At 41.1% G+C, this 26,937-nt stretch carries 18 protein-coding genes and 2 tRNA genes; 11 read left to right on the forward strand and 9 right to left on the reverse strand.

Features of this window, described 5'->3' with window-relative positions; all coding sequences use genetic code 11:
• Nucleotides 1-86 precede the first annotated feature (86 nt).
• Complete coding sequence (spt, locus tag KSX81_RS23825; RefSeq protein ID WP_004295926.1) at nt 87-1,271, forward strand: serine palmitoyltransferase; 1,185 nt, start codon at nt 87-89, stop codon at nt 1,269-1,271.
• An 81-nt stretch (nt 1,272-1,352) separates the two neighbouring features.
• On the opposite strand, the gene KSX81_RS23830 is transcribed toward spt, so the two are convergent.
• The 6 genes from KSX81_RS23830 to KSX81_RS23855 all read right to left on the reverse strand — a co-directional run bounded on the left by KSX81_RS23830 (nt 1,353) and on the right by KSX81_RS23855 (nt 12,016).
• The gene (locus KSX81_RS23830; RefSeq protein ID WP_004295925.1) at nt 1,353-3,674 is read right to left on the reverse strand and encodes an ABC transporter permease; all 2,322 of its coding nucleotides are present in this window, start codon (nt 3,672-3,674) and stop codon (nt 1,353-1,355) included.
• A 27-nt stretch (nt 3,675-3,701) separates the two neighbouring features.
• On the reverse strand, nt 3,702-4,376 hold the full coding sequence (locus tag KSX81_RS23835) for an ABC transporter ATP-binding protein (protein WP_004295924.1): 675 nt from the start codon (nt 4,374-4,376) through the stop codon (nt 3,702-3,704).
• 28 nt (nt 4,377-4,404) lie between these two features.
• Complete coding sequence (locus tag KSX81_RS23840) at nt 4,405-6,801, reverse strand: ABC transporter permease (protein WP_217725921.1); 2,397 nt, start codon at nt 6,799-6,801, stop codon at nt 4,405-4,407.
• Between the two features lie 12 nt (nt 6,802-6,813).
• Nucleotides 6,814-9,192 carry an ABC transporter permease gene (locus KSX81_RS23845; protein WP_004295922.1) on the reverse strand — a complete coding sequence of 793 codons (2,379 nt, stop codon included), beginning with the start codon at nt 9,190-9,192 and terminating at the stop codon, nt 6,814-6,816.
• 25 nt (nt 9,193-9,217) lie between these two features.
• Complete coding sequence (locus KSX81_RS23850) at nt 9,218-10,468, reverse strand: efflux RND transporter periplasmic adaptor subunit (RefSeq protein ID WP_004295921.1); 1,251 nt, start codon at nt 10,466-10,468, stop codon at nt 9,218-9,220.
• A 75-nt stretch (nt 10,469-10,543) separates the two neighbouring features.
• Entirely contained in the window at nt 10,544-12,016 is a 1,473-nt protein-coding gene (locus KSX81_RS23855; protein ID WP_004318226.1) for a TolC family protein, read from the reverse strand.
• Between the two features lie 191 nt (nt 12,017-12,207).
• Between KSX81_RS23855 and KSX81_RS23860 the strand changes: the two genes are divergently transcribed.
• Nucleotides 12,208-13,584, forward strand: coding sequence for a sigma-54-dependent transcriptional regulator (locus KSX81_RS23860; protein ID WP_004318225.1), 1,377 nt, complete (start codon nt 12,208-12,210; stop codon nt 13,582-13,584).
• Nucleotides 13,581-14,852, forward strand: a complete 1,272-nt coding sequence (locus KSX81_RS23865; RefSeq protein ID WP_004295918.1) for a sensor histidine kinase — start codon at nt 13,581-13,583, stop codon at nt 14,850-14,852. Before KSX81_RS23860 ends, KSX81_RS23865 begins: the two co-directional genes overlap by 4 nt.
• 63 nt (nt 14,853-14,915) lie before the next feature.
• Here the strand turns inward: KSX81_RS23865 and KSX81_RS23870 are convergent, their stop codons facing one another.
• Nucleotides 14,916-15,110 carry a hypothetical protein gene (locus KSX81_RS23870; protein ID WP_004303066.1) on the reverse strand — a complete coding sequence of 65 codons (195 nt, stop codon included), beginning with the start codon at nt 15,108-15,110 and terminating at the stop codon, nt 14,916-14,918.
• A 734-nt stretch (nt 15,111-15,844) separates the two neighbouring features.
• Here KSX81_RS23870 and KSX81_RS23875 point away from each other — a divergent pair.
• The 3 genes from KSX81_RS23875 (at nt 15,845) to KSX81_RS23885 (ending at nt 17,075) form a co-directional block, all read left to right on the forward strand.
• Nucleotides 15,845-15,919, forward strand: a tRNA-Pro gene (locus KSX81_RS23875).
• A gap of 35 nt (nt 15,920-15,954) precedes the next feature.
• A tRNA-Pro gene (locus KSX81_RS23880) sits at nt 15,955-16,029 on the forward strand.
• Between the two features lie 536 nt (nt 16,030-16,565).
• Nucleotides 16,566-17,075, forward strand: coding sequence for a hypothetical protein (locus KSX81_RS23885; protein ID WP_004295913.1), 510 nt, complete (start codon nt 16,566-16,568; stop codon nt 17,073-17,075).
• 282 nt (nt 17,076-17,357) lie between these two features.
• On the opposite strand, the gene KSX81_RS23890 is transcribed toward KSX81_RS23885, so the two are convergent.
• Nucleotides 17,358-18,068, reverse strand: coding sequence for a tRNA1(Val) (adenine(37)-N6)-methyltransferase (locus KSX81_RS23890; protein ID WP_004295912.1), 711 nt, complete (start codon nt 18,066-18,068; stop codon nt 17,358-17,360).
• 215 nt (nt 18,069-18,283) lie between these two features.
• Between KSX81_RS23890 and lon the strand changes: the two genes are divergently transcribed.
• The 4 genes from lon (at nt 18,284) to KSX81_RS23910 (ending at nt 24,592) form a co-directional block, all read left to right on the forward strand.
• Nucleotides 18,284-20,749 (forward strand): endopeptidase La, encoded by a 2,466-nt coding sequence (gene lon / locus KSX81_RS23895; protein ID WP_004295911.1) that lies wholly within the window; start codon nt 18,284-18,286, stop codon nt 20,747-20,749.
• Entirely contained in the window at nt 20,746-21,876 is a 1,131-nt protein-coding gene (gene tgt / locus KSX81_RS23900) for a tRNA guanosine(34) transglycosylase Tgt (protein WP_004295910.1), read from the forward strand. The genes lon and tgt overlap by 4 nt, the downstream gene beginning before the upstream one ends.
• Before the next feature lie 3 nt (nt 21,877-21,879).
• Nucleotides 21,880-22,977 carry an LptF/LptG family permease gene (locus tag KSX81_RS23905; protein WP_004295909.1) on the forward strand — a complete coding sequence of 366 codons (1,098 nt, stop codon included), beginning with the start codon at nt 21,880-21,882 and terminating at the stop codon, nt 22,975-22,977.
• A gap of 256 nt (nt 22,978-23,233) precedes the next feature.
• On the forward strand, nt 23,234-24,592 hold the full coding sequence (locus KSX81_RS23910) for a transposase (RefSeq protein ID WP_217726205.1): 1,359 nt from the start codon (nt 23,234-23,236) through the stop codon (nt 24,590-24,592).
• Between the two features lie 337 nt (nt 24,593-24,929).
• Here KSX81_RS23910 and KSX81_RS23915 read toward each other — a convergent pair whose 3' ends face one another.
• Nucleotides 24,930-25,433, reverse strand: a complete 504-nt coding sequence (locus KSX81_RS23915; protein ID WP_004295908.1) for a thioredoxin-like domain-containing protein — start codon at nt 25,431-25,433, stop codon at nt 24,930-24,932.
• Between the two features lie 266 nt (nt 25,434-25,699).
• Between KSX81_RS23915 and serB the strand changes: the two genes are divergently transcribed.
• Nucleotides 25,700-26,929 (forward strand): phosphoserine phosphatase SerB, encoded by a 1,230-nt coding sequence (serB, locus tag KSX81_RS23920; RefSeq protein WP_004295907.1) that lies wholly within the window; start codon nt 25,700-25,702, stop codon nt 26,927-26,929.
• The last annotated feature ends 8 nt before the right edge of the window (nt 26,930-26,937 follow it).

Consider the following 26,937-nt stretch of genomic DNA (forward strand, 5'->3'; position numbering starts at 1 on the left):
CCCCCTGTTTTTAAACACTTGTTAAGATAAAAGGATGTAAGATCGTCAGCGAACGATCTGAGTATGAGTATAATAAATTATAATTCATGGGATTATTACAAGAGAAGTTAGCTAAGTACGACCTGCCACAAAAGTTTATGGCACAGGGCGTTTACCCATATTTCCGTGAGATAGAAGGAAAGCAGGGTACAGAGGTAGAAATGGGCGGACACGAAGTGTTGATGTTCGGTTCCAATGCATACACTGGCCTTACGGGAGATGAAAGAGTGATTGAAGCAGGTATCAAAGCCATGCATAAATATGGTTCCGGTTGCGCAGGCTCGCGCTTCTTGAATGGTACGCTTGACCTGCACGTTCAGTTGGAGAAAGAACTGGCTGCCTTTGTAGGCAAAGATGAAGCGCTCTGCTTCTCAACCGGTTTTACGGTGAATTCCGGAGTTATCCCTGCTTTGACAGACCGCAATGATTATATCATTTGCGATGACCGCGACCACGCATCTATCGTAGATGGCCGTCGTCTCTCCTTCTCTCAACAATTAAAATATAAGCATAACGATATGGCGGATCTGGAAAAGCAACTTCAAAAGTGCAACCCGGATTCAGTGAAGCTCATCATAGTAGACGGTGTGTTCTCTATGGAAGGCGACCTGGCAAACTTGCCCGAAATCGTACGCTTGAAACATAAATACAACGCTACTATCATGGTAGACGAAGCTCATGGCTTGGGTGTATTTGGAAAACAAGGACGTGGTGTTTGCGACCATTTCGGTCTGACTCACGAAGTTGACTTGATTATGGGTACTTTCAGCAAATCATTGGCTTCTATCGGTGGATTCATTGCTGCTGATTCTTCTATCATCAACTGGTTACGCCACAACGCACGTACTTATATATTTAGTGCGTCCAACACTCCGGCTGCTACTGCATCTGCTCTTGAAGCTCTCCACATCATCCAGGATGAACCGGAAAGACTTGAAGCGCTGTGGGAAGCTACCAACTATGCATTGAAGCGTTTCCGTGAAGCAGGATTTGAAATCGGTGCAACAGAATCACCTATCATTCCTCTTTATGTACGTGACACGGAAAAAACATTCATGGTCACTAAATTGGCTTTCGACGAGGGGGTATTTATCAATCCGGTTATTCCTCCGGCATGTGCACCGCAAGACACTTTGGTACGTGTGGCATTGATGGCTACTCATACAAAAGATCAAATTGACCGTGCTGTAGAAAAGCTAGTTAAGGCATTTAAAGCATTGGATCTTTTATAATCTACGAGAAATATATCACTCTTATCGGGTGAATAAAAGAAAAGTCTGACACAAATCAATGTGCCGGACTTTTATTTTATCTTATTCACCCTTAAGTACTTCCGCCGGATTTTGCTGGGCGGCTTTCCATACACGCCAGATGATGCTTAGGAAAATGACAAATCCCATTCCTATGAATATGACTGCATAGAGCCACCATTCTATCGGTGTTTGCTTTATATAATTTTCTAGCCAATGTTTCATCATGACATATCCCAACGGAAAAGCAAAGAACGATGAAAACACAAGTAAAAGTAAATATTCTCTAAAGAATAGATTCAGGATTATTCCTATATTGGCTCCATTTACCTTGCGTATAGCTATTTCTTTACGCCGTTGCTGGCAGGATAAAGTCACCAATGAAAATATGCCGAATACGGCAATCGCTATACATATAAAAGAAACTATGCTCAACAATTGACACAAAGTTCTCTCTGATTTCATATAAGTGTCATAAACCTCTTCCATATTAGACAACATCAATTCTGCATTTGGATTAACTTTATTCACTTCCGCTTTTATCTTTTCAGAAACAACGTTCCAAGTCCCTTCTTTCACTTTGAATATAATACCTCCTCTGCCTGTATTATCCGGCAAAAAAAACATAGCAGGGGCTACCGGGTGTATTGGGGCATTATATGAAATATTTTTAATAACCCCTTTCACTATATAATGCCTTCCTAATTTATCAATTTTCTTTCCAACCGGTTGTGTCCATCCGAAAGCTTTCACAGCAGCTTCATTTATAACAACCATATTTTTTCCATCCTTTTCATCCAGCATGCTTCCCTCCAGCACCTCAACTCCAAAGAAATCGGCATATTCTTGATTGATCGTCTCATCTTCTAGATCTATATATTGCTCACTATCAGTTGTCTTTCCTTCCCACTCCTTTATCCTGAATGTTGAAAAATACATTTTGGGAATAGGTGTCTGAAAGCCACTCAAATACTTTGTAACATCGGGCATCTGTTCTAATATTTCTTTAAAAGGAACATTTTCAGAGCAATAAACAACAGCTCCCACATTATGCCGTTCTATTCCAAGTTCTTTGGTATTCAACAAGAAGTTAAGTTGCTTCATCATCACCAAAGTACAAAAAACAAAGGCTATACCAATAAACAACTGAAATAAAATGCTACTCTTATAAAACCAACCGGAGAGATGAAGATTAGATTTTTTGTTTATATTACTAAGTAGAGTTCGCTTGCTAATGTATCGTATAAGCAGAGATGCAAAACCAACTGTCACGGCAATCAATGATAGTATATAAACAAATACTTCGATATAAAAAAATGAAGCACCCTCATAGATTTGTGACAAACGTTTAAAAGTCGGCAGGATGAGTTCTATCAATACCAACCCTATTCCTGAAGATAAAATTAGTAACAAGACAAGTTCTGTAAGAAGTAAAGTGAGTAACCCACCATTTGATGAACCATTGACTTTCCTCAACGCTAACTCACGTTTACGCATCCGGATACGAGTTATCAACATTGTTAAATAATTACATATTCCACAAATTATAACCAAACCGCTAATACATGCAAAAAGACGAATATGATTCAACTTCACATTCACATCTTCCCTCGGATGACTACTCCGCAATGTGGATAATGGAGCAATAAGCGTAGAATTTGGATATTTATGACCATCTTGTTGTACTTCATATTCTGACAACCTCTGTTTCAATGCTTCTATATCACAGTTGGGATAAATACGAAAAAGCGTTTGGCATCGTTGGTTCCCCCAATTGGGGTTTGTATCATGAAATGGCAATAATATATCAAATGAAAACAAAGAGTGTCCTTCCCATGACTTTACAACTGCAACGATTATTTTTTCTTCGTTACTTTCCTCTAAAATCAAGTGTTTACCTATCGGAGATTCTTTCCCAAATATTCGCTTTGCCGTATTTTCTGTTATAGCAATTTCATCCTTTTTTAGCTGTAGATGGTTATCTCCATCCAATACTTTAATATTAAACATTGAAATGAAATTTGAATCTACCTCTATACGTCGTACCACAAACTCAACATCCTCATTCTTAATCTTTTTTTCATTCCAGTCATAAAATATACGACATACTTTCTCTATCTCCGGACAATTCTTTGCCAAATAATCAGCTAGAAAACTAGATGAATTATAGGTAAATCCGTCTCCATAAAGACGAAAGCTACTGCCTGCCAGATAAATGCGATCGGCTCCCTCATGAAAATTATCATACGTCATTTCATAACGTATCCATAATACCGACAGCGCAAAACAGGTAAAGCCGACTGCTAATCCGATAATACTAACAAGACTTTGTGTTTTATACTTTATCAGATTACGAAAGGCTACTTTCAGATAATGTTTTATCATGATATACTTTTTATTGATAGCTTGTGCTTACATACTAACTTCGGTCACCACCTGTCCATCAAACAGGTTTATGATACGGTCGGCATAACCGGCATCGTGTTGTGAGTGGGTCACCATGACAATGGTGGTTCCCTCTTTATTCAGTTCGCTCAATAGCCCCATCACTTCTTTACCGTTTTTGGAGTCCAGGTTACCGGTTGGCTCATCGGCCAAAATCAGTTTAGGGTTGGCCACGACGGCACGGGCAATGGCAACACGTTGCTGCTGACCACCGGAAAGTTGTTGCGGAAAGTGTTTACTACGATGAGTAATGGCCATTCTCTCCATAGCTGACTCTACCCTCTTTTTCCGTTCGGCAGCGGAAATACCCATATAAAGCAAAGGAAGTTCGATATTTTCGTATACGTTCAACTCGTCTATCAGGTTAAAGCTCTGAAATACGAAGCCTATCACGCCTTTGCGAAGACTGGTACGTTGCGACTCGGTATACCGGGAGACTTCCGTTCCGTTCAGATAATACTCTCCTCCTGTCGGGTTATCAAGTAGCCCCAAAATGTTGAGCAATGTTGACTTGCCACAGCCGGAGGGACCCATGATGGCTACAAATTCACCTTGTTTCACTTCGATACTGACGTTATTCAACGCCCAAGTTTCTACTTCTTCCGTTTTGAAAATCTTCTGTAAGTCAATGGTCTTAATCATAACTGTATTGTTTTTAGAATTATTAATTTTATTCGTTTTTGATTACTTCTGCGGGATTGAGACGTGCAATCCGCAGTATTTTAAAGATAATGGTAATTACTGTCAATAAGGTTACTCCCCAAAATATGCTTCCCCAATATAATATTCCATCATTAAAAAATACGGTGTACATTTGTTTCCACAGTTGCAATACCACGTAAATGAGCGGAAAGGTGATGGCGGCAGTCACCATCAGCAAAATCAGGTACAAACGTGCAAACAGCCAGATGATGGAACGTATTCCGGCTCCGTTCACTTTGCGAATGGCAACCTCTTTCTGGCGGCGTTCTGTATCGAGCGTAATGCTGGAATACACTCCCAACAGGGTAATGATGATGCTTACAATTGCAAAAAACGAGATGATATCTTTCAGAATATATTCCACTGCCTGCACTTCGTACAAATCATCCTGAAATGTACGTACTTGGGAAGAAATATTCTCCGGCAGCACTTCACGACGGATGGTTTCCATCCATTTCATGACTTCTTTTTGCTGTTCAGGGTAACATTTCACATAGCAGTGACCTATGTATTCAGAAGAATCATAAAGTGTGAAAGCATATCCGCCATTATGGTTATGTACATCTGTTTGAAAGGGGGCACATACTCCACAAACGGTGAAATCACTGGTCTGGTCGTAAAAGTTCATTCCGATGATATCTTTCTTTTGTCTTTTCTGCCAGACTTCATCCATTACGAGATCCTTTTTTGTCCGGATCGTCCTGCCCTCCGTTATCGGAATATTCATAAAGGTGAAGAAATTCAATGGTACACACATTACATTAATATCAATCCAAGAGTTATCATTTCCTTTCTCCGTCATTAACAAGTTTCCGGATATTCCATGAGTATAAGATATATCAGATAACAAAATATCTTTCACACCGGCATGCTGCCTGAAACGTTCCACCATTTCCTGTTTTTCTTGATTCTCCAGAAATGGATAGTCCAGCGGAATACTAAGAATCGCTTCTTTATCTTCCTGACTTAACGTATGAAATAAGGTTTCAGTCACCTTTCCTGATTGCAAAAACAGGCTGACAGTCAGCGTTACGAATATCCAGCAAATAAAGAACTGGACGCCGAGCATAAAGTTACGTCCCCACTGTTTCCCGCGACGTTTTTGACCTCCATAGATACCTGTCTGTATGGAAGACCTGCGAATACGGACGGATACCAGCAGACAGACTGCCATGCAAAGCAATGCAAGAAAAACAATGTATTGCAGAATATGCTTTAATAGTGTTTCAGGAGGGAAAGTCATTGTGAGGCCTGGCAAAGAGAAATCCATTCTATCTCCAATTAGTTCGATACCCCATATCACCAAAAATGAGGATGCAAATACAATCATCAGTGACTGTGTTAATAACAGGCAGAACAGCCGTTTCCAATCAGAACCAAGCATTTTCATTATGGCGTATTCCTTAGTGCGATTCAGGAAAGAGCCGATGAGAAAATGAAAGAAATTAATCAATCCAACCAACAATATCAATATGCCGACAATTCCGGTGACCCATCCCAGAATATAAATACCTTTCTCCTGCGACCGGTCTCCTATATAACGGGCAACAACGGTATAAGTCTCGTTATATAGGCTATAAGTATAGTCGCGCTTGGAAAATTGTTTTTCCAAACCAGTAATGCCAACCTGCGGAGATAACAAAACGTATGTCCGGGCTCCCGTTATATCGCGACGTTTCGGACTCTGAAAAAGTCCCTCACTGTCGTTGATAACCAATGCATCGGTATGACACATAAAATTAAAATCATTGTTCAGTGGAAGATCTTCCATCACTGCTTGGATTGTGTACACAATACCTCCTGTCTTTGGTGTACTGTCCGGAGAAGTATAAAGCCGTCTTGTAAGAGTCAGGTGTTTGCCAATGGCAGTCTCCACCTGACCAAATATCTTTATGGCAGTGGACCGGCTTATAATAACCGCGTTGGGCATCCGGCTTGCTGTCCGCCAGTTACCAACTACCATTTGCGGAGTAAAGACTTTATTGTATAGGGTATCGACTTCTATAATTTCAAGATCGTATGGCAATGATTTATCCGGAGACAGTTCAACCTGAAAAGAGCGTTCACGGGGATATGCCATACAAGAGATCGCTTCCACTTCACCCATAGCCCAAGTACGGAGTTCTTCGGATAATGCTACTTGTGTGCCGGAAAAATAGTCACCAGTCTGTTCATTATAGAGATTTAACTCGGCTATGCGGGAATAATTGTCAAAGCAATGATTGGTAGATTCTACAAAACGACTGCAATACATACATATACTAAAACACAGTAGTCCTACTGCCAATCCGATGGTGGAAATTATATTCTGTGCCTTGTACTTCCACAAGTTTCTAAATGCTACTTTGAAATAGTGTTTTATCATAATATCTTAGATTCATTCAGTTTTTATAATTTTAGCAGGATCAATATGCGCAATCTTGTTTATTTGCCAGAATAGAGTCCCTAAAGAAATACCACCAACCAATAACAAAGCTATCAAAAAGATTCCTATACCTATAGGAGCTTTCACTACAAAATCCTTTGTGTATTCATATATCAGATACCAGGATAATGGAAGAGCTACTGCAAAAGCCCCACCTAATATGACAAGATACTTGCGTCCTAGTAAAAGATATAAATCTTTCAGTGATGCTCCATTCACTTTGCGAATTGCAACCTCATGGGAACGCTGCCTAATGTCAAATAATGAAATACCAAACAAGCCAAGACAAACTATTACAATAGCTATACAAGCGAAAAGAGCATAAACAGAAGCTATCTGGCGATCATTTTTATAAAGTTCAGCCACATCGTCCTTCAACAAAGAATATTTAAAATCCTCTGTACCATACACTTTCTTTTGAATGCTTTTCAAATAGTCAATAACTGCCTGTTCTTTGCCGGAGTGGCAATATATCTGATATAAATCACCGTCTAATTGACTACCAACCATAAAGACCATCGGATGGACACCTGTACTAATATGTCCGTCATAATAATCGTCTATTACAGCAACAATAGGTTGAGCCGGAAAATCCGGGACGTTTCTTTTCATCATTTCATCAACCAGCATAGCTCCCTCACATTGCGTATATCCTAAGGCTTTCAATGCCGCACGATTTACAACGGCCACTCTATTTCTTGAGTCTTCATCCATTTCCGGCAGACTTCCATCCACAAACGCAAGATTGAAAACTTTAAAGAAATCAGGAGTAACATAAGATTGCAACAACGCAACTGTTTCTCCTTTTACACTTTGAAAGTTTGTAGAATAATAGTCTCCCAAAATAGATGAATGTCCCGTCGTCCAATACTGAATATCCGGACAACTCTTCATGAGTTGGTCTATTTCAGTAATCCTCTCTTGCCGTTGTTTGATAGTCTCCATAGTGTAAACTGCGAAATCTCGTGATTCATATATCAAGTTTGCTTGAATTACAGACTCTACACGAAAACCAGGATCGGTATGTAACATAAAATTCAGTTGCTTGCTGAAATAGATTGATAATACCACTAACAGGAAAGTAATCATATATTGCAGAAAAAGAAAGATCATACGTGAACGAACCGAATGGTTATCTGTACCTACCTTCCGGATTGAAACAGCCAACAAAGAACGTTGGCACTGCACAAACGCATAAATAGATACTAACAGAGGCAAAAACAACAAAATAGAGAATGATAATATCCCATCAAATGCAGTATACATCAGCTGACTGCCAAACATAGATGATACAGGAATATTTGTCACCTCTACAATGAGCCAGGCTACTATCATGGAAGCAGCGATCAATAAAAAGTTTTCTATGAATATTTGCTTAAACAACGCTTTTCTATCAGCTCCAAAAACTTTCCGCAAGCTATACACCTTACCTCGTTTCACCATCAATACCAGATAAAGATTGATGAAATTCATCACACCTGCAAGTAATATCAACAGGCAAATTCCTCCTAAAATAAATAGTTGGGAACGGTTTCCGCTAACTAGCATATCTGGTCCGGATCGACCAATTAAAGCCCGATCCCAATACATATCACTTATAGGAACTAGAGAGAAAGTGTATTTCCGACTATCCCCGCTACGAGCATCCTGATTGATAAACCGGGGATAACTCCCGGCCTTATTGGCTTTCATTACTTCCGTTTCTGAAGTGAAACGGATAAAATCCAAAGGCATACGCTCCCATAATGATGATAGTTTTGAAGAGAGGACCAAGTCAAAATTAAACATCCGCTTATTAATTGGTTCCTCTAATATGCCTGTCACCCTAATCTCCTTTCCATTCGAATAAGTGAGAATCTTGCCAATAGGATTTTCTTTGCCGAAAAGTTTTTTAGCAAAACCCTCCATTAACAAAACTGACGCCGGATCTTCCAAGGACACTGAACCTTGTAACACACGGTAAGGGAAAAGTTCAAAATAAGCACTATCTGCTGCCATAGCTTGAACAGGAATACGATTTGACTGATAGGTCAAATAATCATTTTCGAGCAACACGATGCGTGAACGCGTCACTATGCCACTATTATCAATGTAAACACTATCCCGGCTCCCTATTTCAGCCACACTTAATACCCGATTTCCTTCAAACGTTGTCTGTACACCATACACTTGATTACGATCAATGCAATGTGTGTCTACTGTAAGCTCACGATGAATATAACGAAGCAAAATAATGCAACAAGCTAAACTAAAGGCTAACCCGAGCAAATTAATAATAGTATATGATTTTGTACGCAACAAAAAGCGTATCGCATAGTACAATGTTTTCATGTTTTATCTATTTGTTATTTTTCATTCATTTCAAGATCAATTCTTCCGCATCGCCAAAGGTATCATATCCGGTGGTAATAACCCAATCTCCCGGCTGTAAACCTTCTACTATTTCATATTGTTGCGGATTCTGTCGACCAATATTCAATGGCACGCGAACTGCTTTTGTCTTTGATGCATTTACTTTATAAATCCATTGTCCGCCTGTAAACTGATAGAAGTTGCCTCGCGGAATAATGAGCGCTTGCTCCGGCTGTCCCAATTCAATCTGTACCCGGAAGCTCTTGCCGACTCTTACATTATCGGGCATATCTCCGGTAAAAATAAGATCAATATCAAACATACGATCTTTCACTTCGGGAACCACTTTTGTTATTTTCAGCGGATATTTGTTTCCTTGATAGTTCACGGTAGCCGGTAGTCCGGTGGTGATCCGGTCGATATAATATTCGCTAAGTGAAGTATGGATTTTGTATTGATCGAGCACTTTTATTTCAGCAATGCTTTCACCGGAGGAAACCTGCTGCCCCGGAGTGACCTTTACGAAACTAAGCTGACCTTTCAGTGGAGCTGTGACCACCAAGCTATTCAGTCGTTCGCGAGTACGTTCGTACTTTTTCCGTTCCCGCTCCCGGTCGTTACGAATCAATTCCTTACGTATCATCGTGACAGCAGAATCATGTCGCAAGCTCTCTTGTTGCAGGGCTGCGTTTTTCTGTTTGTAACAATATTCATCTTCAGCTACCTGCAACTGCGCCTTACTCTTCACTCCCATCTGAAATTCTTCGCGGTCGAGAGCGATGCTTTTTTTCAGGCGTTCCAATTCGTAGCTATTTGTCAGGGCTTGCTGTTTCAAGTTCAGACTTTTTTGTTCCATTTCAATCTCCTGCTCCTGATAGGTAATCATTTGCTTTTCCCATTCGTCACGCTGGTCTTCAATATTGCGGAGCAAATCGGGATTGGAAAGAATAAGAATGGTGTCTCCCTGCTGAAGCAAACTTCCCTCTTCACCGACAATCCTTTCCACGCTTCCAGTTTCACGAGTATTGATCTTGATGGTCAGTATAGGCTGAATGAGCCCTTCCACATCTACATATTCCATGAAATCAGACTCTTTCACTTCTGCAATCTGTATATTTTCGGCATCTATCCGTAGTTTTCTGGGACCTAAAGACAAAGTAATCACATAAATCAAAAAGGCGGCAAATAAAAGCCCTCCTATCAGATAGTATCTGTAACGAATGTACCACGGTTTCTTTTCTAATTTTATATCCATGAGATTATCTGGTGTTTTACAAGTTTCTATTAATTAGGGTTCCATCACTATTCTTTACTGACTTTTCGTTGTTCTCTATTCAATCAGAAGATGGTAGTCTTCTGTCAGTATCGTATTTCGCTCAAAATCATATAGTGTCATGCTACGGAGTGTATAATATAAACTCCAATAATTATATAAAGCCGAAATATAGTTACGGCGGGCACTATCTTTCTCTGAAATGGAAGCATTCAAGTCAAGAATGGTAGATTTACCTAATAGATAGAGTTTGCGGGCCACTTCACTTCTTCGTTGGGCTGTCTCATCCGTGCGGGCAGCGATCCGGACACGTTGCGTTTGCAGATTGAATTGTTTGACGAGTTTACGAACGTTCAGTTCAAAGTCCGTCCGGCTCTGTTCGACTTGTGTGTAAACCAGATCACGATTGGAACGGGCTACTCGCACCTGTCCTTTTCCACGTCCCCAGTCTAGGATAGGAAGAGAAATGCCGATACTTACGTATTGCTGGTCCAACAAATTTCGATAAGCGTCGGGCAGTTTGTCAGCAGTCTGCGTCAATCCGAAACGGAGATAGATATCTGCTTTCAGGCCGGCATTGGCGCGGGCTTTCGCCACAGCACTCTCACTTTCCAGTTTCCGCCTTTCCATCGTCTGTATATCCGGACTGTTTTCGTAAGCCAGTGCCAGTGCTTCATTCAGGTTCACACTGAAATCCGGAATTTGAGGACTGACAAGGACACGTAATTCCCGATCTTCGTGAATACCAAGATAGGAACGGAGTTCCTGCATACAATTATCCATTTCAATAAGGGCATTCATGCGGTTTGTCTCTTCCGTCAAACGGTTAAGTTCCAGTTGCAGCATTTCATTTTCTGTGATGGTACCTATGTTATAGCGGCCTTGCGCATAACGGTAAAGTGTATCGGCATTGGCGTAATTAAAGGAAGCAATATCGTAATCGCTCTGGGCGGTGGCCAAGGCAAAGAATTTATTAATCGCATTGGCTGATACGAGTTCAAGCGTCTCTACGTAGCTTTTCTTTGCCTCCTGATAGCGCACGGGCTCTATCCGTCTATCCCATTTCAAACTATTGTAGCCAAAAAGAGACTGGCGATAACCGATCATTATGGGGGAAGTCTGCCATGAGTATTTATGTTCGCTGAACAGATCCATGCGTTGAGCGGAGGTTTCGAGAAAGAAAGAGCCACCGGTCCAGGATAAGTTCTGTGAAAGATTCAGGGTTAAATCTGTATTCAATAGATTTTGTTCGACAAACTTTACCGAACCGTCTCCCATCGTTATCTTGTTAATGGCACGGTTCAGATTCGGATCGGATGTCAGGCTTAAAGACGGCAGATAATTGGCACGATAATATTTATAGTTCCAATACGCAGAACGGAAACTGTGGCGTGCCGTCTGTGCATCGGGAGATTCCATACGGGCAATCTCTATGACTTGCTTCAATGACAGCTCTGTGGTTTGATCTTGAGCAGTCAATAGTTCTGTCAACAATAGTCCGAGAGATATGAAGATTAATTTCAGATTCATTCGTTGGTTATATTTGTTATTTATCATTCAAAAGATGTGCCATTCAGATAAACAGTTATCATTCAATAATATAGTAATATTCCTTTCATTCATTCAGTGTGCATATACGCACAAAATTAGTGCGCAATCGCACACACAACACATGAGATTTATCCATATCTTTGCTCCCGGAGTTTAAATGGATAGAAGATATGGAAGAAGTCAACAAATTAGGAAAGATACTCATAGTAGATGATAACGAGGACGTGCTCTTTGCCCTCAACCTCCTACTGGAACCGTATACGGAGAAAATAAAGGTGGCTACTACCCCCGATCGGATCGAGCATTTCATGACCACCTTTCATCCCGATCTTATCTTATTGGACATGAATTTCAGCCGGGATGCCATCAGCGGACAAGAGGGATTTGAAAGTCTGAAGCAGATATTGCAGCTTGACCCACAAGCTATTGTTATTTTTATGACTGCCTATGCGGATACGGACAAGGCCGTCCGGGCCATCAAAGCCGGTGCTACCGATTTTATTCCCAAGCCTTGGGAAAAGGATAAATTGCTGGCTACGCTTACTTCGGGTATGCGACTGCGTCAGTCACAGCAGGAAGTCAACATGCTGAAAGAGCAAGTAGAAATTCTTAGCGGGCAAAATGCTTCGGAAAATGATATTATTGGAGAGTCACCGGCCATGCAGGAAGTGTTTGCCACGATAAATAAACTAAGTAATACGGATGCCAATATACTGATTCTCGGAGAAAACGGTACGGGAAAGGATGTGATTGCCCGACTATTATATCGTTGTTCTCCACGATACGGCAAACCTTTTGTCACGATTGACCTGGGAAGTATACCCGAACAATTGTTTGAGAGTGAACTGTTCGGTTTCGAAAAAGGCGCTTTCACCGATGCCAAGAAATCAAAAGCGGGACGAATGGAAGTGGCGACCAACGGGACTTTGTTTTTGGATGAAATTGGCAATCTTTCACTTCCTATGCAGTCTAAATTACTGACTGCTATCGAAAAAAGGCAAATCAGTCGTTTGGGAAGTACGCAAACCATTCCCATCGACGTCCGTTTAATATGTGCCACCAATGCTGATATCCGTCAGATGGTGGAAGACGGGAATTTCCGTCAGGACTTATTATATCGTATCAACACGATTGAAATACATATACCTCCACTCCGTGAACGCGGCAATGACATCATCCTGCTTGCCGAACACTTTCTGAACCATTATGCCCGCAAATATAAAAAAGAAATGCACGGACTGACACGGGAAGCCAAAAACAAACTGCTGAAATATGCATGGCCTGGAAATGTGAGAGAACTTCAACATACGATAGAACGTGCTGTAATCTTGGGAGACGGCTCCATGCTAAAACCTGAAAACTTCCTTTTTCATGCGACACCTAAACAGAAAAAGGACGAAGAAATGGTACTGAATCTCGAACAACTGGAACGGCAGGCCATTGAGAAAGCGCTCCGGATCAGCGACGGAAACATCTCCCGTGCTGCCGAATATTTAGGGATTACCCGTTTTGCATTGTATCGCAAACTTGAAAAATTAGGCTTATGAAACGATTTGAGTTCAAAGTAGCATTGCACATCTTAATTATTTTTCTGCTTTCTATCGGCAGTTGTCTGCTGTATCAAAGACAGTTATGGTTCAGCACTACCGTCTGTATTCTCTTTTTGATAGGTGCCGGTATGCATCTCTACCGAATACAGTTCAAGCAAATCACCTTGTTACGACGATTGACGGATGGACTTCGCTACAACGATATGACGCAGAATCTTCATCCGCCTTTCAAAAATAAGATGATGGATGAGTGGGCACAGGAGCTTTCTAATGCATTGAAGGACTTTCGGGGAAAGTTATTGGCAGAGGAAGTCAAGCATCAGTATTACGAGAGTTTATTAAATAAAGTAGATACTGTCGTACTCGTAACCGATGCTTCCGGGCACATTGAATGGATGAATCAGGCTGCAGTGGCCCATCTGGGGCAAATATCACAACTACCGGACGTACTTCAGGAGGCTTCTATCAGCAATGATATGTCCATGATCCGCATCGAGCAGAATGGTATCGTTCTGGAAATGGCTATTTCCTGCACCACATTTGCTACACAGGGGAAGAAACAGCGGTTAATCAGTCTGAAGAATATTCATTCTGTACTGGAACGTAATGAAATGGAGGCCTGGCAAAAGCTGATTCGTGTATTAACACACGAAATCATGAACTCCATCACTCCTATTATTTCTCTTTCGGAAACGTTAAGTGAAAGGGGAATCCCCGAATCACTCGGAGAAAAGGAGTATTCTGCTATGTTGCAAGCTATGCAGACTATTCACAGAAGAAGTAAGGGATTACTAGGATTTGTGGAGAATTACCGGCGACTGACACGAATTCCGATACCTGTCCGTACTAAAGTATCTGTTGCAGAATTGTTTATGGACTTAAAGAAATTATTCCCGGAAGAGTATATTCATTTCGAAATGCCTGCATCTGATTTATTTTTATATGTAGACCGGGCACAGATAGAGCAAGTGCTTATCAACTTGTTAAAAAACGCCCGCGAAACATGCGAGCGAAAAATAGATAAAGAGATACAGATAAAGTTTTTCTCTAAAGACAACCCGACATTAACAATATCTGATAATGGCGAGGGAATTCTAACAGATGTTTTGGACAAGATTTTCGTTCCTTTCTTCACCACCAAAACATCCGGTTCGGGCATCGGATTGAGCCTGTGCAAACAGATCATGACTTTGCATGACGGAAGTATTAACGTAAAATCAGAAATAGGGAAAGGAAGCTGTTTTATTCTTACTTTCCCTAAATGAGAACCACCGAAAGCCTCCCGAATCCTTTAATACGATGATTAGTCTGGGTAGTAGAGGAATTACTTATCCTCTACTACCCAGACTATTTGTATCGGGATTTAACTCCTTAACCGCCTCTTTGACCGCTTTATTAGTTGGCTTGCGATATGCTTCCGCTTGTTGAACGGGGACAATCTCATTCACCATTCTTTCATATCCTTTTTGCTCTAACAAGTGCACTTCTTTTTCACCTGTTTCTTTTTGTTTTCTTGTTTTCATAAGGCTTTTCATTTTAAAATTCTTATTTATAAAACAGCAAACATCGAAAGATAGTTCATACTCACAGATAATTTATGTACGGGGCAACCACCCCCAATATACCATTATGAGCTTGTTCACTCCGGTACAGTTATGAACAATTTAATATTCTTTCTCTATAATAGGCACAATTCTTCCATCCCCTTCACTCTTCCTCTGTATCACCGATTAACAGGGAGTTTGCAGGTGAAGAGCCGTTCTTTCACCTTCTTTTCATCGTGAACAAAATCAAATAGCCGCTTACCCTGATTACATCATTGAGCAAGATTAGTCAAGCTATTTCGTTATTAGTTTCAACCCCATTTGAAACTAAAAGTTTCACGCCTTGAAACAAAGTGTTTCTCCTAATGAAACAAAGTGTTTCACACCGAGAAACGAAGTGTTTCAAGGATTGAAACTATTTTTGAAACCTAATCGCTTACAGGTGAAGAGGTGGTGAAGTTGTTGCCCTTCACCCGCAAACTCCCTATTCATCGAAGAGACAGAGAAAAGGTGAAAGAGGAGATGAAAAGATGAATTACGATGTCCGATGATACTTCTAATCTCTGACAAGAAAAAAAAGTGCGGTCGCAAAGTGATGAGATTCAAGGTATTGAGAAATAATAGGTAAAAAACATTCGTTTAGCTATTGTTAATTAAAAAATACTCCCTATCTTTGCACCGCTTTTGAAAAGAACAACCCTTCAAAAAAGTAGCGGGGTGTAGCGCAGTCCGGTTAGCGCACCTGCTTTGGGAGCAGGGGGTCGTGGGTTCGAATCCCGCTACCCCGACTACAAAAAAGAGGGTTATTAAGTTAAAAGTTTTTCGGGGTGTAGCGCAGTCCGGTTAGCGCACCTGCTTTGGGAGCAGGGGGTCGTGGGTTCGAATCCCGCTACCCCGACGAAGAAAATCAAGTCAAGATTCACAAAATAAAGCCAGTACAATTAGTATTGGCTTTTTTATTATATATAGGATAAGTGTAATTATCCCCGTTTGGGGGCAAATAAAAAGGGCAATTCTTTGAACTATCTTTGAACAGGTTTCTAGCATTATCCTCATTTTCTTATTTAATTTAGAGTAAAAATCTATTTTGTTAACTTTACTACCCTTTTATTTTGGCGTTATCAATGTTTTGCGTTAACTTTATAGCGGAAATACAAACATTGTTTATAGAGAAAACGATAACAAACAAAATACTTAAACACATGAAGAAAACTCTGCTGATGCTCGTTGTTATTTTCATTTCACTATATTCGCATTCACAAAGTCCCTTTCTGAATTTTAGAATTCCAGAAGAATCAAATAAGCGTATCATTGGATATTCTTCAAGTAATAAAATAAATGTTTTTTTGAATATAAAATATCAATCTTGTAATACTCTAATACAGTATTACAAACAGGATTCTAATAAATTGATTGTGTAACAAAAATAACGATATGATGAAAAAGTTTTTTTATTTGAGTGCGATACTAGCCATAGTTTTGGTTTCATGTAATTCAGAAAAGGAGTATATAGCAAAACTCTCTAATACCGCTTCTATGATTGAGAAAGAAGCTGATTTAAGTGAAGCAATAACTCTTCATTATTGTGATACTTGGAGAAAAGTAATTTACGATCATGAATACAATGGAGAATATTGCACTGATTTCAATGAAGCCTTAGCGAAGCATCAGGAGTTTATTATCACAACAGATACCTATAAGAGACTAAAACAAAAGAGAGATTCAATCGAGGCTATAATGCCACAACTAAATGATTATCCTTCCAGTTGTAAAGATGCTTATAATGAGTTAGTATCAATATATGCAGATACAGATGAATTATTCAGATTCGCAGATGAGCCTAGGGGCTCTTTATCTACATACTCAACAAAAACAACAGACCTTTATCAAAAGATAGAAAAGTCACTGAAAGAATTTAAAATAAAGCATATACAAAACAAATAATTTAAAAGAGTAGTATAGTTATTGTAGCAGCTTATTGAATTTAAGACTATCAAAAGACAAAATAATAATTTCACTTCAAGAGCAACTTCAGAAAGTACTGCTAGAAAATAGTGTTCAAAAGCTAGAAATTACTCTTTTGAATTATGAGTTAGAAAGGAATAGAACGAAGATCTCAAAATAGCGTTTTTGAACTAGCTTTGAAATAGTGACGGTATATGACAGCGATACCGTCACTATCGCAAGCATATACCGTCACTATCTTTACCGGATAGCGTCACCCTTTTACATGTTCAAATAATAATCCCGGGTTAGCGTCATATATTCCTCACTATATTGATGACGAGCCAGTTCTGTCAATAGTTCTTCTACAATGCACTCTTGATTGGAAAAAGAAAAAGTAATCAAAACACGTTTCGGAATACCGCCGGGTTTAGTGATTACATTCAGTTGACGGACTGCATATAATTTCTTTATAGAAGCTATCTTTTTTACCCGTTCAGCTACATCTGCCGGAATCACCACTGTAAAAAATCCGTTTTCTGTCAATAATCCGCTTACTCCTTCCAACAAATCTTCATAGCTCAAAGAATTATTGTGACGCGCCGCGGTTCTCTGACGATCCGGACATTCCAGCGAATCGACAAAATAAGGAGGATTAGAAACAATTACGTCGAATTTATCCGAAGACCTGTATTTCCTAAAATCAGCCTGCACCACCTCTACCCGCTCCTTCCAGGGCGAACGAATAACATTTTCCCTGGCTTGCCCGACAGCCGCTTCATCTATTTCCAACGCTACAATATTTGCATCCGGCAAACTGCGTTGCGCCAACATTAAAGCTACCAACCCTGTTCCCGTCCCAATGTCCAAAATCCGGTGCGCACTTTCAACGGAAGTCCAAGCTCCCAGAAGCACCCCATCCGTACCGACTTTCATGGCACATTTATCATGCCATACCGTAAATTGCTTAAATTGAAAATAAGGATTCGACATTTTATCCGTTTATCTTAAAGCCGTTTTATACTATTATTTTATTGCAAATCGCCAAAAATAAATAATAATTATGGAATACTCCCTTTACAAGCCGATATTTTGGCATTGTTTTTGTGTTTTTATTCTACGCAGTGCTTTATTATTAGAGAGAATCAATTAACTTTGCAAACGATTTATGCATATCAGTATGGCATAAACTAAATTAAAACGAAAAGATGAAAGAAAGATATTTATTGGAAGATGGAGGCGATAACAGCTTCTCGCTAATCACAGACTATGATGGGAACGATGAACAAGCATTTGATGTAAATGTGAAATCTGGTGAAATTCTTCCGGTACTCCCCTTACGTAATATGGTATTGTTTCCTGGAGTATTCCTGCCGATCACGGTAGGCCGTAAGTCTTCACTGAAACTCGTACGAGATGCTGACAAGAAACATAAAGATATTGCAGTAGTATGCCAGAGATCGGCACATACAGAAGATCCGAAACTGGAAGATTTACACAATATCGGTACCGTAGGACGAATTGTGCGGATATTGGAAATGCCCGATCAGACAACAACTGTCATTCTTCAGGGAATGAAACGTTTAAGTCTGACTAGCATCATCGAAACTCATCCGTACCTGAAAGGTGAAATAGAACTTTTGGAGGAAGATGTCCCTGGCAAAGATGATAAAGAGTTTCAAGCCCTGGTGGAAACTTGCAAGGACTTGACAATGAGATACATCAAATCATCAGATGTGATGCATCAGGATTCGTCGTTTGCTATTAAAAATATCAACAACTCAATGTTCCTGGTCAATTTCATCTGCTCAAACCTGCCGTTCAAGAAAGATGAGAAGATGGACTTGTTGAGCATCAACTCATTGCGTGAACGCACTTATCACTTACTGGAAATTCTGAACCGTGAAGTGCAGTTGGCAGAAATCAAGGCATCCATCCAAATGCGTGCCCGCGAAGATATCGACCAGCAACAACGCGAATACTTCCTGCAACAGCAGATCAAGACCATCCAGGATGAACTGGGTGGCGGCGGTCAGGAGCAGGAAATAGAGGAAATGCGCCAGAAGGCAGAAAGAATGCGCTGGAATTTAGAAGTCAGAGACACGTTCATGAAAGAACTTGCCAAACTGGAACGCACTCATCCGCAATCTCCGGATTACAGCGTACAGCTCAACTATCTGCAAACGATGCTCAATCTCCCATGGGGTACTTATACAACTGACAATCTGAACCTTAAAAACGCAGAAAAGACGTTGAACAAAGATCATTACGGACTGGAGAAAGTAAAAGAACGTATTTTAGAACATCTAGCCGTATTGAAGCTGAAAGGTGATATGAAATCACCGATTATCTGTTTGTATGGCCCTCCGGGAGTGGGTAAAACATCTCTTGGAAAATCCATCGCATCTGCGCTCAAACGGAAATATGTACGTATGTCTTTAGGCGGTGTGCATGACGAAGCAGAGATTCGCGGTCATCGTAAGACTTATATTGGCGCTATGCCGGGACGAATCATCAAGAGCTTGATAAAAGCCGGTGCTTCTAATCCTGTTTTCATCTTGGATGAAATAGACAAGGTCAGTGCTGACCGTCAGGGGGACCCTTCTTCTGCATTACTGGAAGTGCTCGACCCGGAACAGAATACATCTTTCCATGATAACTTCCTGGATGTAGACTATGACCTCTCCAAGGTATTGTTTATTGCAACAGCCAATAACCTGAATACAATCCCCGGCCCGTTGCTCGACCGTATGGAATTGATTGAGGTAAGCGGATATATCACAGAAGAAAAAGTAGAGATTGCCCGCAAGCATCTGCTCCCCAAAGAATTGGAAGCCAACGGACTTAAAAAGACAGATATTAAACTTCCCAAAGATACACTGGAAGCCATAATCGAGTCATATACCCGTGAAAGCGGTGTTCGTGAGCTGGAAAAGAAGATCGGTAAGATTCTTCGCAAATCAGCCCGTCAATATGCTACGGACGGTTATTTCGCCAAGACGGAAATCAAACCGACAGATTTGTATGATTTCCTTGGAGCACCGGAATATACACGCGACAAGTATCAGGGAAATGATTACGCAGGTGTAGTCACCGGATTGGCATGGACAGCTGTCGGAGGCGAAATCTTATTTGTAGAAACCAGTTTAAGCCGGGGCAAGGGCGGACGTCTTACATTGACCGGTAACCTGGGAGATGTGATGAAAGAATCTGCTATGCTGGCACTTGAATATATCAAGGCGCATGCTTCTGTCCTTAGTCTGAATGAAGAGATTTTTGATAACTGGAATATCCATATCCACGTTCCTGAAGGGGCTATTCCGAAAGATGGTCCGTCAGCAGGTATCACGATGGCCACTTCACTGGCTTCTGCCCTGACTCAAAGAAAAGTGAAAGCCAACATTGCCATGACGGGAGAAATCACTCTTCGCGGCAAAGTGCTTCCTGTGGGTGGCATCAAGGAGAAGATATTGGCAGCCAAACGTGCCGGAATCAAGGAAATCATCATGAGTGCCGAGAACAAAAAGAACATAGATGAAATTCAAGATATTTATTTGAAAGGACTGACTTTCCACTATGTAAACGATATAAAAGAGGTATTCGCTATTGCATTGACTAACGAGAAAGTAGCGGATCCTATTGATTTATCTGTTAAGAAACCCAGCCAGGAATGACATTTGAGTTACAATATACAGACACTAAAAGTAATGCCCGTGCCGGTCTGATAACAACAGACCACGGGCAGATACAAACACCTATCTTCATGCCGGTGGGCACACTGGGCACTGTGAAGGGAGTACATCTGACCGAATTGAAAGAAGATATCCAGGCACAGATTATTCTGGGTAATACCTATCACCTCTATTTGCGTCCGGGACTGGATGTGATCGAGAAAGCAGGCGGGCTGCACCGTTTCAACGGTTTCGACCGCCCCATGCTGACTGACAGCGGTGGTTTTCAGGTATTTTCATTAGCCGGAATCAGAAAACTGCGTGAAGAAGGAGCCGAATTTCGTTCGCATATCGACGGAAGCAAGCACATCTTCACTCCGGAGAAGGTGATGGACATAGAACGTACCATCGGTGCGGATATTATGATGGCTTTTGACGAATGTCCTCCGGGCGACTCGGATTACGAGTATGCCAAAAAGTCATTAGGATTAACCCACAGATGGCTCGACCGTTGTATACAACGTTTTAACGAGACAGAACCTAAATACGGTTATAATCAGTCTCTCTTCCCCATCGTGCAGGGATGTGTTTATCCCGACCTGCGCAAGCAATCTGCAGAGTTTGTAGCGTCCAAAGGTGCTGACGGGAATGCCATCGGTGGTTTGGCGGTAGGCGAACCGGTAGACAAGATGTACGAAATGATCGAGATTGTCAATGAAATACTCCCCAAAGACAAACCCCGTTACCTTATGGGTGTCGGAACTCCTGTCAACATTCTTGAAGGAATAGAACGCGGCGTGGATATGTTCGACTGCGTTATGCCTACAAGAAACGGACGAAATGGCATGTTGTTCACCAAAGATGGCATTATCAATATGCGGAACAAGAAATGGGAAACGGACTTCTCTCCTATCGAAGCCGACGGAGCCTCTTGCGTGGATACATTATACAGCAAGGCTTATTTGCGCCATCTTTTCCATGCGCAAGAGCTACTGGCTATGCAAATCGCTTCCATACATAATCTGGCATTCTATCTGTGGCTGGCAGGGGAAGCAAGAAAGCACATTATCGCCGGAGATTTCTCGACCTGGAAACCGATGATGGTCAAAAGAGTATCAACTAGATTATAAGAAATGAAAAGCAATCGATTTATAAAACGGCTGGACTGGTATATCATCAAGAAGTTCTTGGGGACATACGTATTTGCTATTGCACTAATCATTTCTATTGCAGTGGTATTTGACTTCAACGAAAAGATGGACAAACTAATGGAGCATGAAGCTCCATGGGATAAAATTATCTTTGAATACTACATGAACTTTATCCCCTATTTCTCCAATCTGTTCAGTCCGTTGTTCGTATTCATTGCTGTTATTTTCTTTACCTCCAAACTGGCAGAAAACTCCGAAATTATTGCGATGTTCTCCACCGGTATGAGCTTTAAGAGGATGATGCGCCCTTACATGATTTCTGCCGCTATCATCGCCCTCGTCACTTTCACACTAAGTTCGTATGTGATTCCGAAAGGAAGTGTTACGCGTCTGAATTTTGAAGACCGGTATATCAAACCAAAGAAACAAAACTCGGTAAGCAATGTGCAGCTGGAAGTGGATAGCGGAGTGATTGCATATATCGACAACTATAACAACGCAATGAAAACCGGTAACCGCTTTTCATTGGACAAATTTGTGGATAAAAAGCTGGTTTCACATTTGACTGCACGACGGATTACCTACGATACCACCACCGTTCATAAATGGACGATCCACGATTATATGGTACGCGAACTGGATGGTTTAAAGGAAAAGATCACTAAGGGAGACCGGATAGACTCTATCATCAACATGGAACCTTCTGACTTTCTTATCATGAAAAACCAGCAGGAAATGCTGACCAGTCCCGAGTTAAGCGATTATATCGCCAAACAGAAACGAAGAGGATTTGCCAACATCAAGGAGTTTGAGATTGAATATCACAAACGAATCGCTATGTCGTTCGCCTCTTTCATCCTTACTATCATCGGTGTATCGCTTTCGTCCCGAAAAACGAAAGGCGGTATGGGGCTTCATCTGGGTATCGGATTAGGATTAAGTTTCTCTTATATCCTGTTCCAGACGATTACTTCCACCTTTGCCGTGAACGGAAATGTGCCGCCTGCCGTTGCAGTCTGGATTCCTAATATCCTTTATGCGGGTATCGCATTCTTCTTGTACCAGAAGGCACCTAAATAAAAGGTAGGCAAGCCTTCCGCAGTCTTCACGGATTCTATCCATAGATTGCCCTAAGGTTTTGGATGCACCGGATAAACGAAGAGTATAAAAGTAGAAGTTCCGCCTATTCTTGCTAATGCAAGTGGGGATATTCCTAAAATAATAAAATTTAAGGCAACTAATTCATTGCGAGTTAGTTGCCTTTTTTGTATCTTTAAGCATTCCCCCCCAAAAACGGTTTGACGGCCAAAACGGGGGGAATTAAAAATAAAAACACATGGTAAAGATACAAAAAATCTCAGAAATCGAACCTTGTTTAGGTTTTACCGAGTTCGATATGCTTAAAAAATATCGTCAAAGTTTTGCAACGAGTGAATTAGGTCGACTCCATTCTCTGTTCCCTTTCTCGGAACTGGCCCGACAAATGCATTTGAAGTCCTCTCCTTTGGGGCGTAAAAGTTATTTTTCTCCCGAAGGTAAAATAGCCTTGATGGTCTTGAAGTCCTATACCAACTTTTCCGATGCACAACTGATTGAGCATTTAAACGGTAATATTCATTACCAGTTATTTTGTGGTATTCAGATTGATCCGCTTCATCCACTGACCAATCCTAAAATCGTCAGTGCAATTCGTCAGGAACTAGCGGATCGCCTTGATATTGAGTCCCTCCAGCTCATTCTTGCCGAGCATTGGAAACCTTATCTTGAGAACCTTCATGTCTGTATGACCGATGCCACCTGTTATGAAAGTCATCTGCGCTTTCCTACTGATACCAAACTCTTATGGGAAGGTATTGTATGGCTTCATCGTCATCTGTGCAAACATTGCCAGACCTTGCACATACAACGTCCCCGTAACAAGTATCTTGATGTACGCCGTGCCTATCTTGCTTATAGCAAACTGCGTAAACGCAAGAAATCACAGACTCGTATGATTACACGAAGGTTACTTCAGTTATTGGAAAAGTTACTTGACCAGCTGGAGCAGCTTCATTCATCCTACAGGAACAGGCTTACACTATCCTCTGATTACCAAAGACGTTTCTCGGTCATACAGACAGTCCTTGAGCAAGGGAAAAATTTATTTGCAGGCAAAAAAGTGTCCAACCGTATCGTGAGTATCGACCGGCATTACCTTCGTCCCATTATCAGAGGCAAGGAAACCAAATCCGTTGAATTCGGAGCCAAAGTCAACAATATACAGATAGACGGAATCTCCTTTATAGAACATATCTCCTTTAAGGCTTTTAACGAAGGAGTACGTTTGAAAGACTGTATTCATCTGCAACAACAACTGACCGGGGTCAGGGTTAAGGCGCTTGCGGCGGATTCAATCTATGCCAATAATGCCAACCGGAAATTTTGTACAAAATATCATATAAGTACTTCCTTTAAGCGTAAGGGCAGAGCTGCCAAAGATGAGCCGCTTCGGAAAATCTTACGGTCGGAACTCAGCCGTGAAAGAGCTACCCGCCTGGAAGGAAGTTTTGGAACGCAGAAACAACATTACTCACTGGCCAGGATAAAAGCTAGAAACAGGAAAACGGAAGTACTTTGGATTTTCTTTGGGATACATACAGCCAATGCGGTATGTATGATAGAAAAGGTCGAAAAGAAAAAAAGAAAGGCAGCATAATCTGACTAAAATAACAGGAAAAACAGGAGAGGTTTTAACTTCCCCTAAAAAAGACATGTACATAATGCAAGGGTGGGAAGGAAAAAACAAGAATATGTAAACAATATTGTACAAAAAAGATAGAAGACTGGGAGAGTTGAACGAAAAAATCAAGAGAAAAGCTCACGTAAAGCAAAGCTTTTCTCTTGATTTTTTAGAAAGAGGAACATTTACTGAATATCCCCAAGTGTAGGCGGAACTTTTTTGTTGTATCCATTTCCTCTTTTGTCTATTCTCCATTATTTTCACCTGACGGTGATTTGGAAAATCCCTCTTTCTCCTTACATTCTTAAAATCGTTAACCGACTTCTTTTACATAAGCAGAAAGATCTGCAGCAGAGATGTTTTTGGCTATAATTACACCATTTCCATCCAATAAATAGTTAGTAAATCCCCGGTTTAAACGGTACTTCTTAAATAAACCGGAATCCTCGCCTTCTGTTTCCACGAAACAAGTGGGCGTAACTATTTGATCCTTACGAACGGTTTCCTTAAATATTGACTGATATTCGTCAAATGAAATAGAAACCATTTCCACATTATGAGAAGAACGAAGCGCATTGCTCAAACTTACATTTTGCATCCGGGACTGCGCGTCATAACTTGCCCAAAAACTTAGCAACACATATTTACCTTTCAAATTTCCCAATTTAAAGGCGGGTTGCCCGTTTGACGTAGATTCGATTTTAAAATCAGGGGCTACGTCACCCTCACTCAAACCTCCGGTAGGTTTGTCTTTCTCAACGAAAGCGGTCAAGGAACAAATCAGTAATACAACAAAAATCCATTTTACATGCTTCATGTAATTCGGTTTTAGTTAATACTATCCGGGACTGTCCTTAAACAGTGGTTTCTTCCCGAAACGTTGTCTTTTCAGGCATCAGGCGAAGAGGAATCCGCTGATTATCAGAGCCTTTATTTTTGAAACCGGGTGCAAAGGTAAGTAAATATTAAATTAACTTCCAAGCAAATAAGCAAAAATCTTACTTTTGGGGTATAACTTTTTATGTTATTTAGCATAAAAACGAACTTTTTTCTCTACTTTTGCAGCGTTAAAGTCTATTTTTTATGCAACCATCAAATACTGAATTGATTCTGATTCGAGTTACCGGCGAAGATCGCCCGGGACTGACTGCTTCCGTGACCGAAATCCTTGCCAAATATGATGCCACGATTCTTGATATCGGCCAGGCAGATATTCATAATACATTATCGCTGGGTATCCTGTTCAAGAGTGAAGAAAGACATTCCGGATTCATTATGAAGGAACTGTTGTTCAAGGCTTCTTCTCTGGGAGTGACCATCCGGTTTGAACCTATCACCACCGAGCAATATGAAAACTGGGTAGGTATGCAAGGGAAAAACCGTTATATCCTGACGGTTCTGGGACGCAAGCTTTCCGCCCGACAGATTTCTGCCGCTACAAGCATATTGGCCGAGCAGGGCATGAATATTGATGCTATCAAACGTCTGACAGGTCGTATCCCGTTGGATGAATGTCAGGCAGATGCACGCACCAGGGCTTGCATCGAATTTTCAGTGAGAGGTACTCCGAAAGATCGCATTGCGATGCAGGAGAAGCTGATGAAGTTGGCCAGCGAACTGGAAATGGACTTTTCTTTCCAACAGGATAATATGTACCGTCGTATGCGCCGTCTGATCTGTTTTGATATGGACTCTACATTAATCGAAACAGAGGTGATTGACGAACTGGCTATCCGTGCCGGTGTAGGCGACGAAGTAAAGGCCATCACAGAAAGCGCCATGCGTGGAGAAATAGACTTTACAGAGAGCTTTACCCGCCGTGTAGCACTATTGAAAGGGCTGGACGAATCGGTCATGCAGGAAATAGCCGAGAGTTTGCCTATCACAGAGGGCGTAGAACGGCTGATGTATGTATTGAAGAAGTACGGTTACAAAATCGCCATCCTTTCGGGAGGATTCACTTATTTCGGTCAATACCTGCAAAAGAAATACGGTATAGATTACGTCTATGCCAACGAACTGGAAATTATTGACGGCAAACTGACCGGACGTTACCTGGGAGATGTAGTAGACGGAAAACGGAAAGCCGAACTGCTCCGCCTCATTGCACAAGTGGAAAAGGTGGATATTGCACAGACCATCGCCGTAGGAGACGGAGCTAACGACCTCCCTATGCTAGGGGTTGCCGGACTGGGAATTGCTTTCCACGCAAAGCCTAAAGTGGTGGCAAATGCCAAGCAATCGATCAACACCATCGGACTGGATGGAGTGCTCTATTTCCTCGGATTCAAAGATTCTTACTTGAATATGTAATTAGACCA

It is taken from the genome of Bacteroides sp. MSK.18.37 (assembly GCF_019129155.2).
Taxonomy (GTDB): Bacteria; Bacteroidota; Bacteroidia; order Bacteroidales; family Bacteroidaceae; genus Bacteroides; species Bacteroides ovatus.

Coding starts and splice junctions, on each gene's coding strand:
- spt (WP_004295926.1), top strand. CDS start 87: ATGGGATTATTACAAGAGAAGTTAGCTAAGTACGACCTGCCACAAAAG.
- KSX81_RS23830 (WP_004295925.1), bottom strand. CDS start 3,674: ATGATAAAACATTATCTGAAAGTAGCCTTTCGTAATCTGATAAAGTAT.
- KSX81_RS23835 (WP_004295924.1), bottom strand. CDS start 4,376: ATGATTAAGACCATTGACTTACAGAAGATTTTCAAAACGGAAGAAGTA.
- KSX81_RS23840 (WP_217725921.1), bottom strand. CDS start 6,801: ATGATAAAACACTATTTCAAAGTAGCATTTAGAAACTTGTGGAAGTAC.
- KSX81_RS23845 (WP_004295922.1), bottom strand. CDS start 9,192: ATGAAAACATTGTACTATGCGATACGCTTTTTGTTGCGTACAAAATCA.
- KSX81_RS23850 (WP_004295921.1), bottom strand. CDS start 10,468: ATGGATATAAAATTAGAAAAGAAACCGTGGTACATTCGTTACAGATAC.
- KSX81_RS23855 (WP_004318226.1), bottom strand. CDS start 12,016: ATGAATCTGAAATTAATCTTCATATCTCTCGGACTATTGTTGACAGAA.
- KSX81_RS23860 (WP_004318225.1), top strand. CDS start 12,208: ATGGAAGAAGTCAACAAATTAGGAAAGATACTCATAGTAGATGATAAC.
- KSX81_RS23865 (WP_004295918.1), top strand. CDS start 13,581: ATGAAACGATTTGAGTTCAAAGTAGCATTGCACATCTTAATTATTTTT.
- KSX81_RS23870 (WP_004303066.1), bottom strand. CDS start 15,110: ATGAAAACAAGAAAACAAAAAGAAACAGGTGAAAAAGAAGTGCACTTG.
- KSX81_RS23885 (WP_004295913.1), top strand. CDS start 16,566: ATGATGAAAAAGTTTTTTTATTTGAGTGCGATACTAGCCATAGTTTTG.
- KSX81_RS23890 (WP_004295912.1), bottom strand. CDS start 18,068: ATGTCGAATCCTTATTTTCAATTTAAGCAATTTACGGTATGGCATGAT.
- lon (WP_004295911.1), top strand. CDS start 18,284: ATGAAAGAAAGATATTTATTGGAAGATGGAGGCGATAACAGCTTCTCG.
- tgt (WP_004295910.1), top strand. CDS start 20,746: ATGACATTTGAGTTACAATATACAGACACTAAAAGTAATGCCCGTGCC.
- KSX81_RS23905 (WP_004295909.1), top strand. CDS start 21,880: ATGAAAAGCAATCGATTTATAAAACGGCTGGACTGGTATATCATCAAG.
- KSX81_RS23910 (WP_217726205.1), top strand. CDS start 23,234: ATGGTAAAGATACAAAAAATCTCAGAAATCGAACCTTGTTTAGGTTTT.
- KSX81_RS23915 (WP_004295908.1), bottom strand. CDS start 25,433: ATGAAGCATGTAAAATGGATTTTTGTTGTATTACTGATTTGTTCCTTG.
- serB (WP_004295907.1), top strand. CDS start 25,700: ATGCAACCATCAAATACTGAATTGATTCTGATTCGAGTTACCGGCGAA.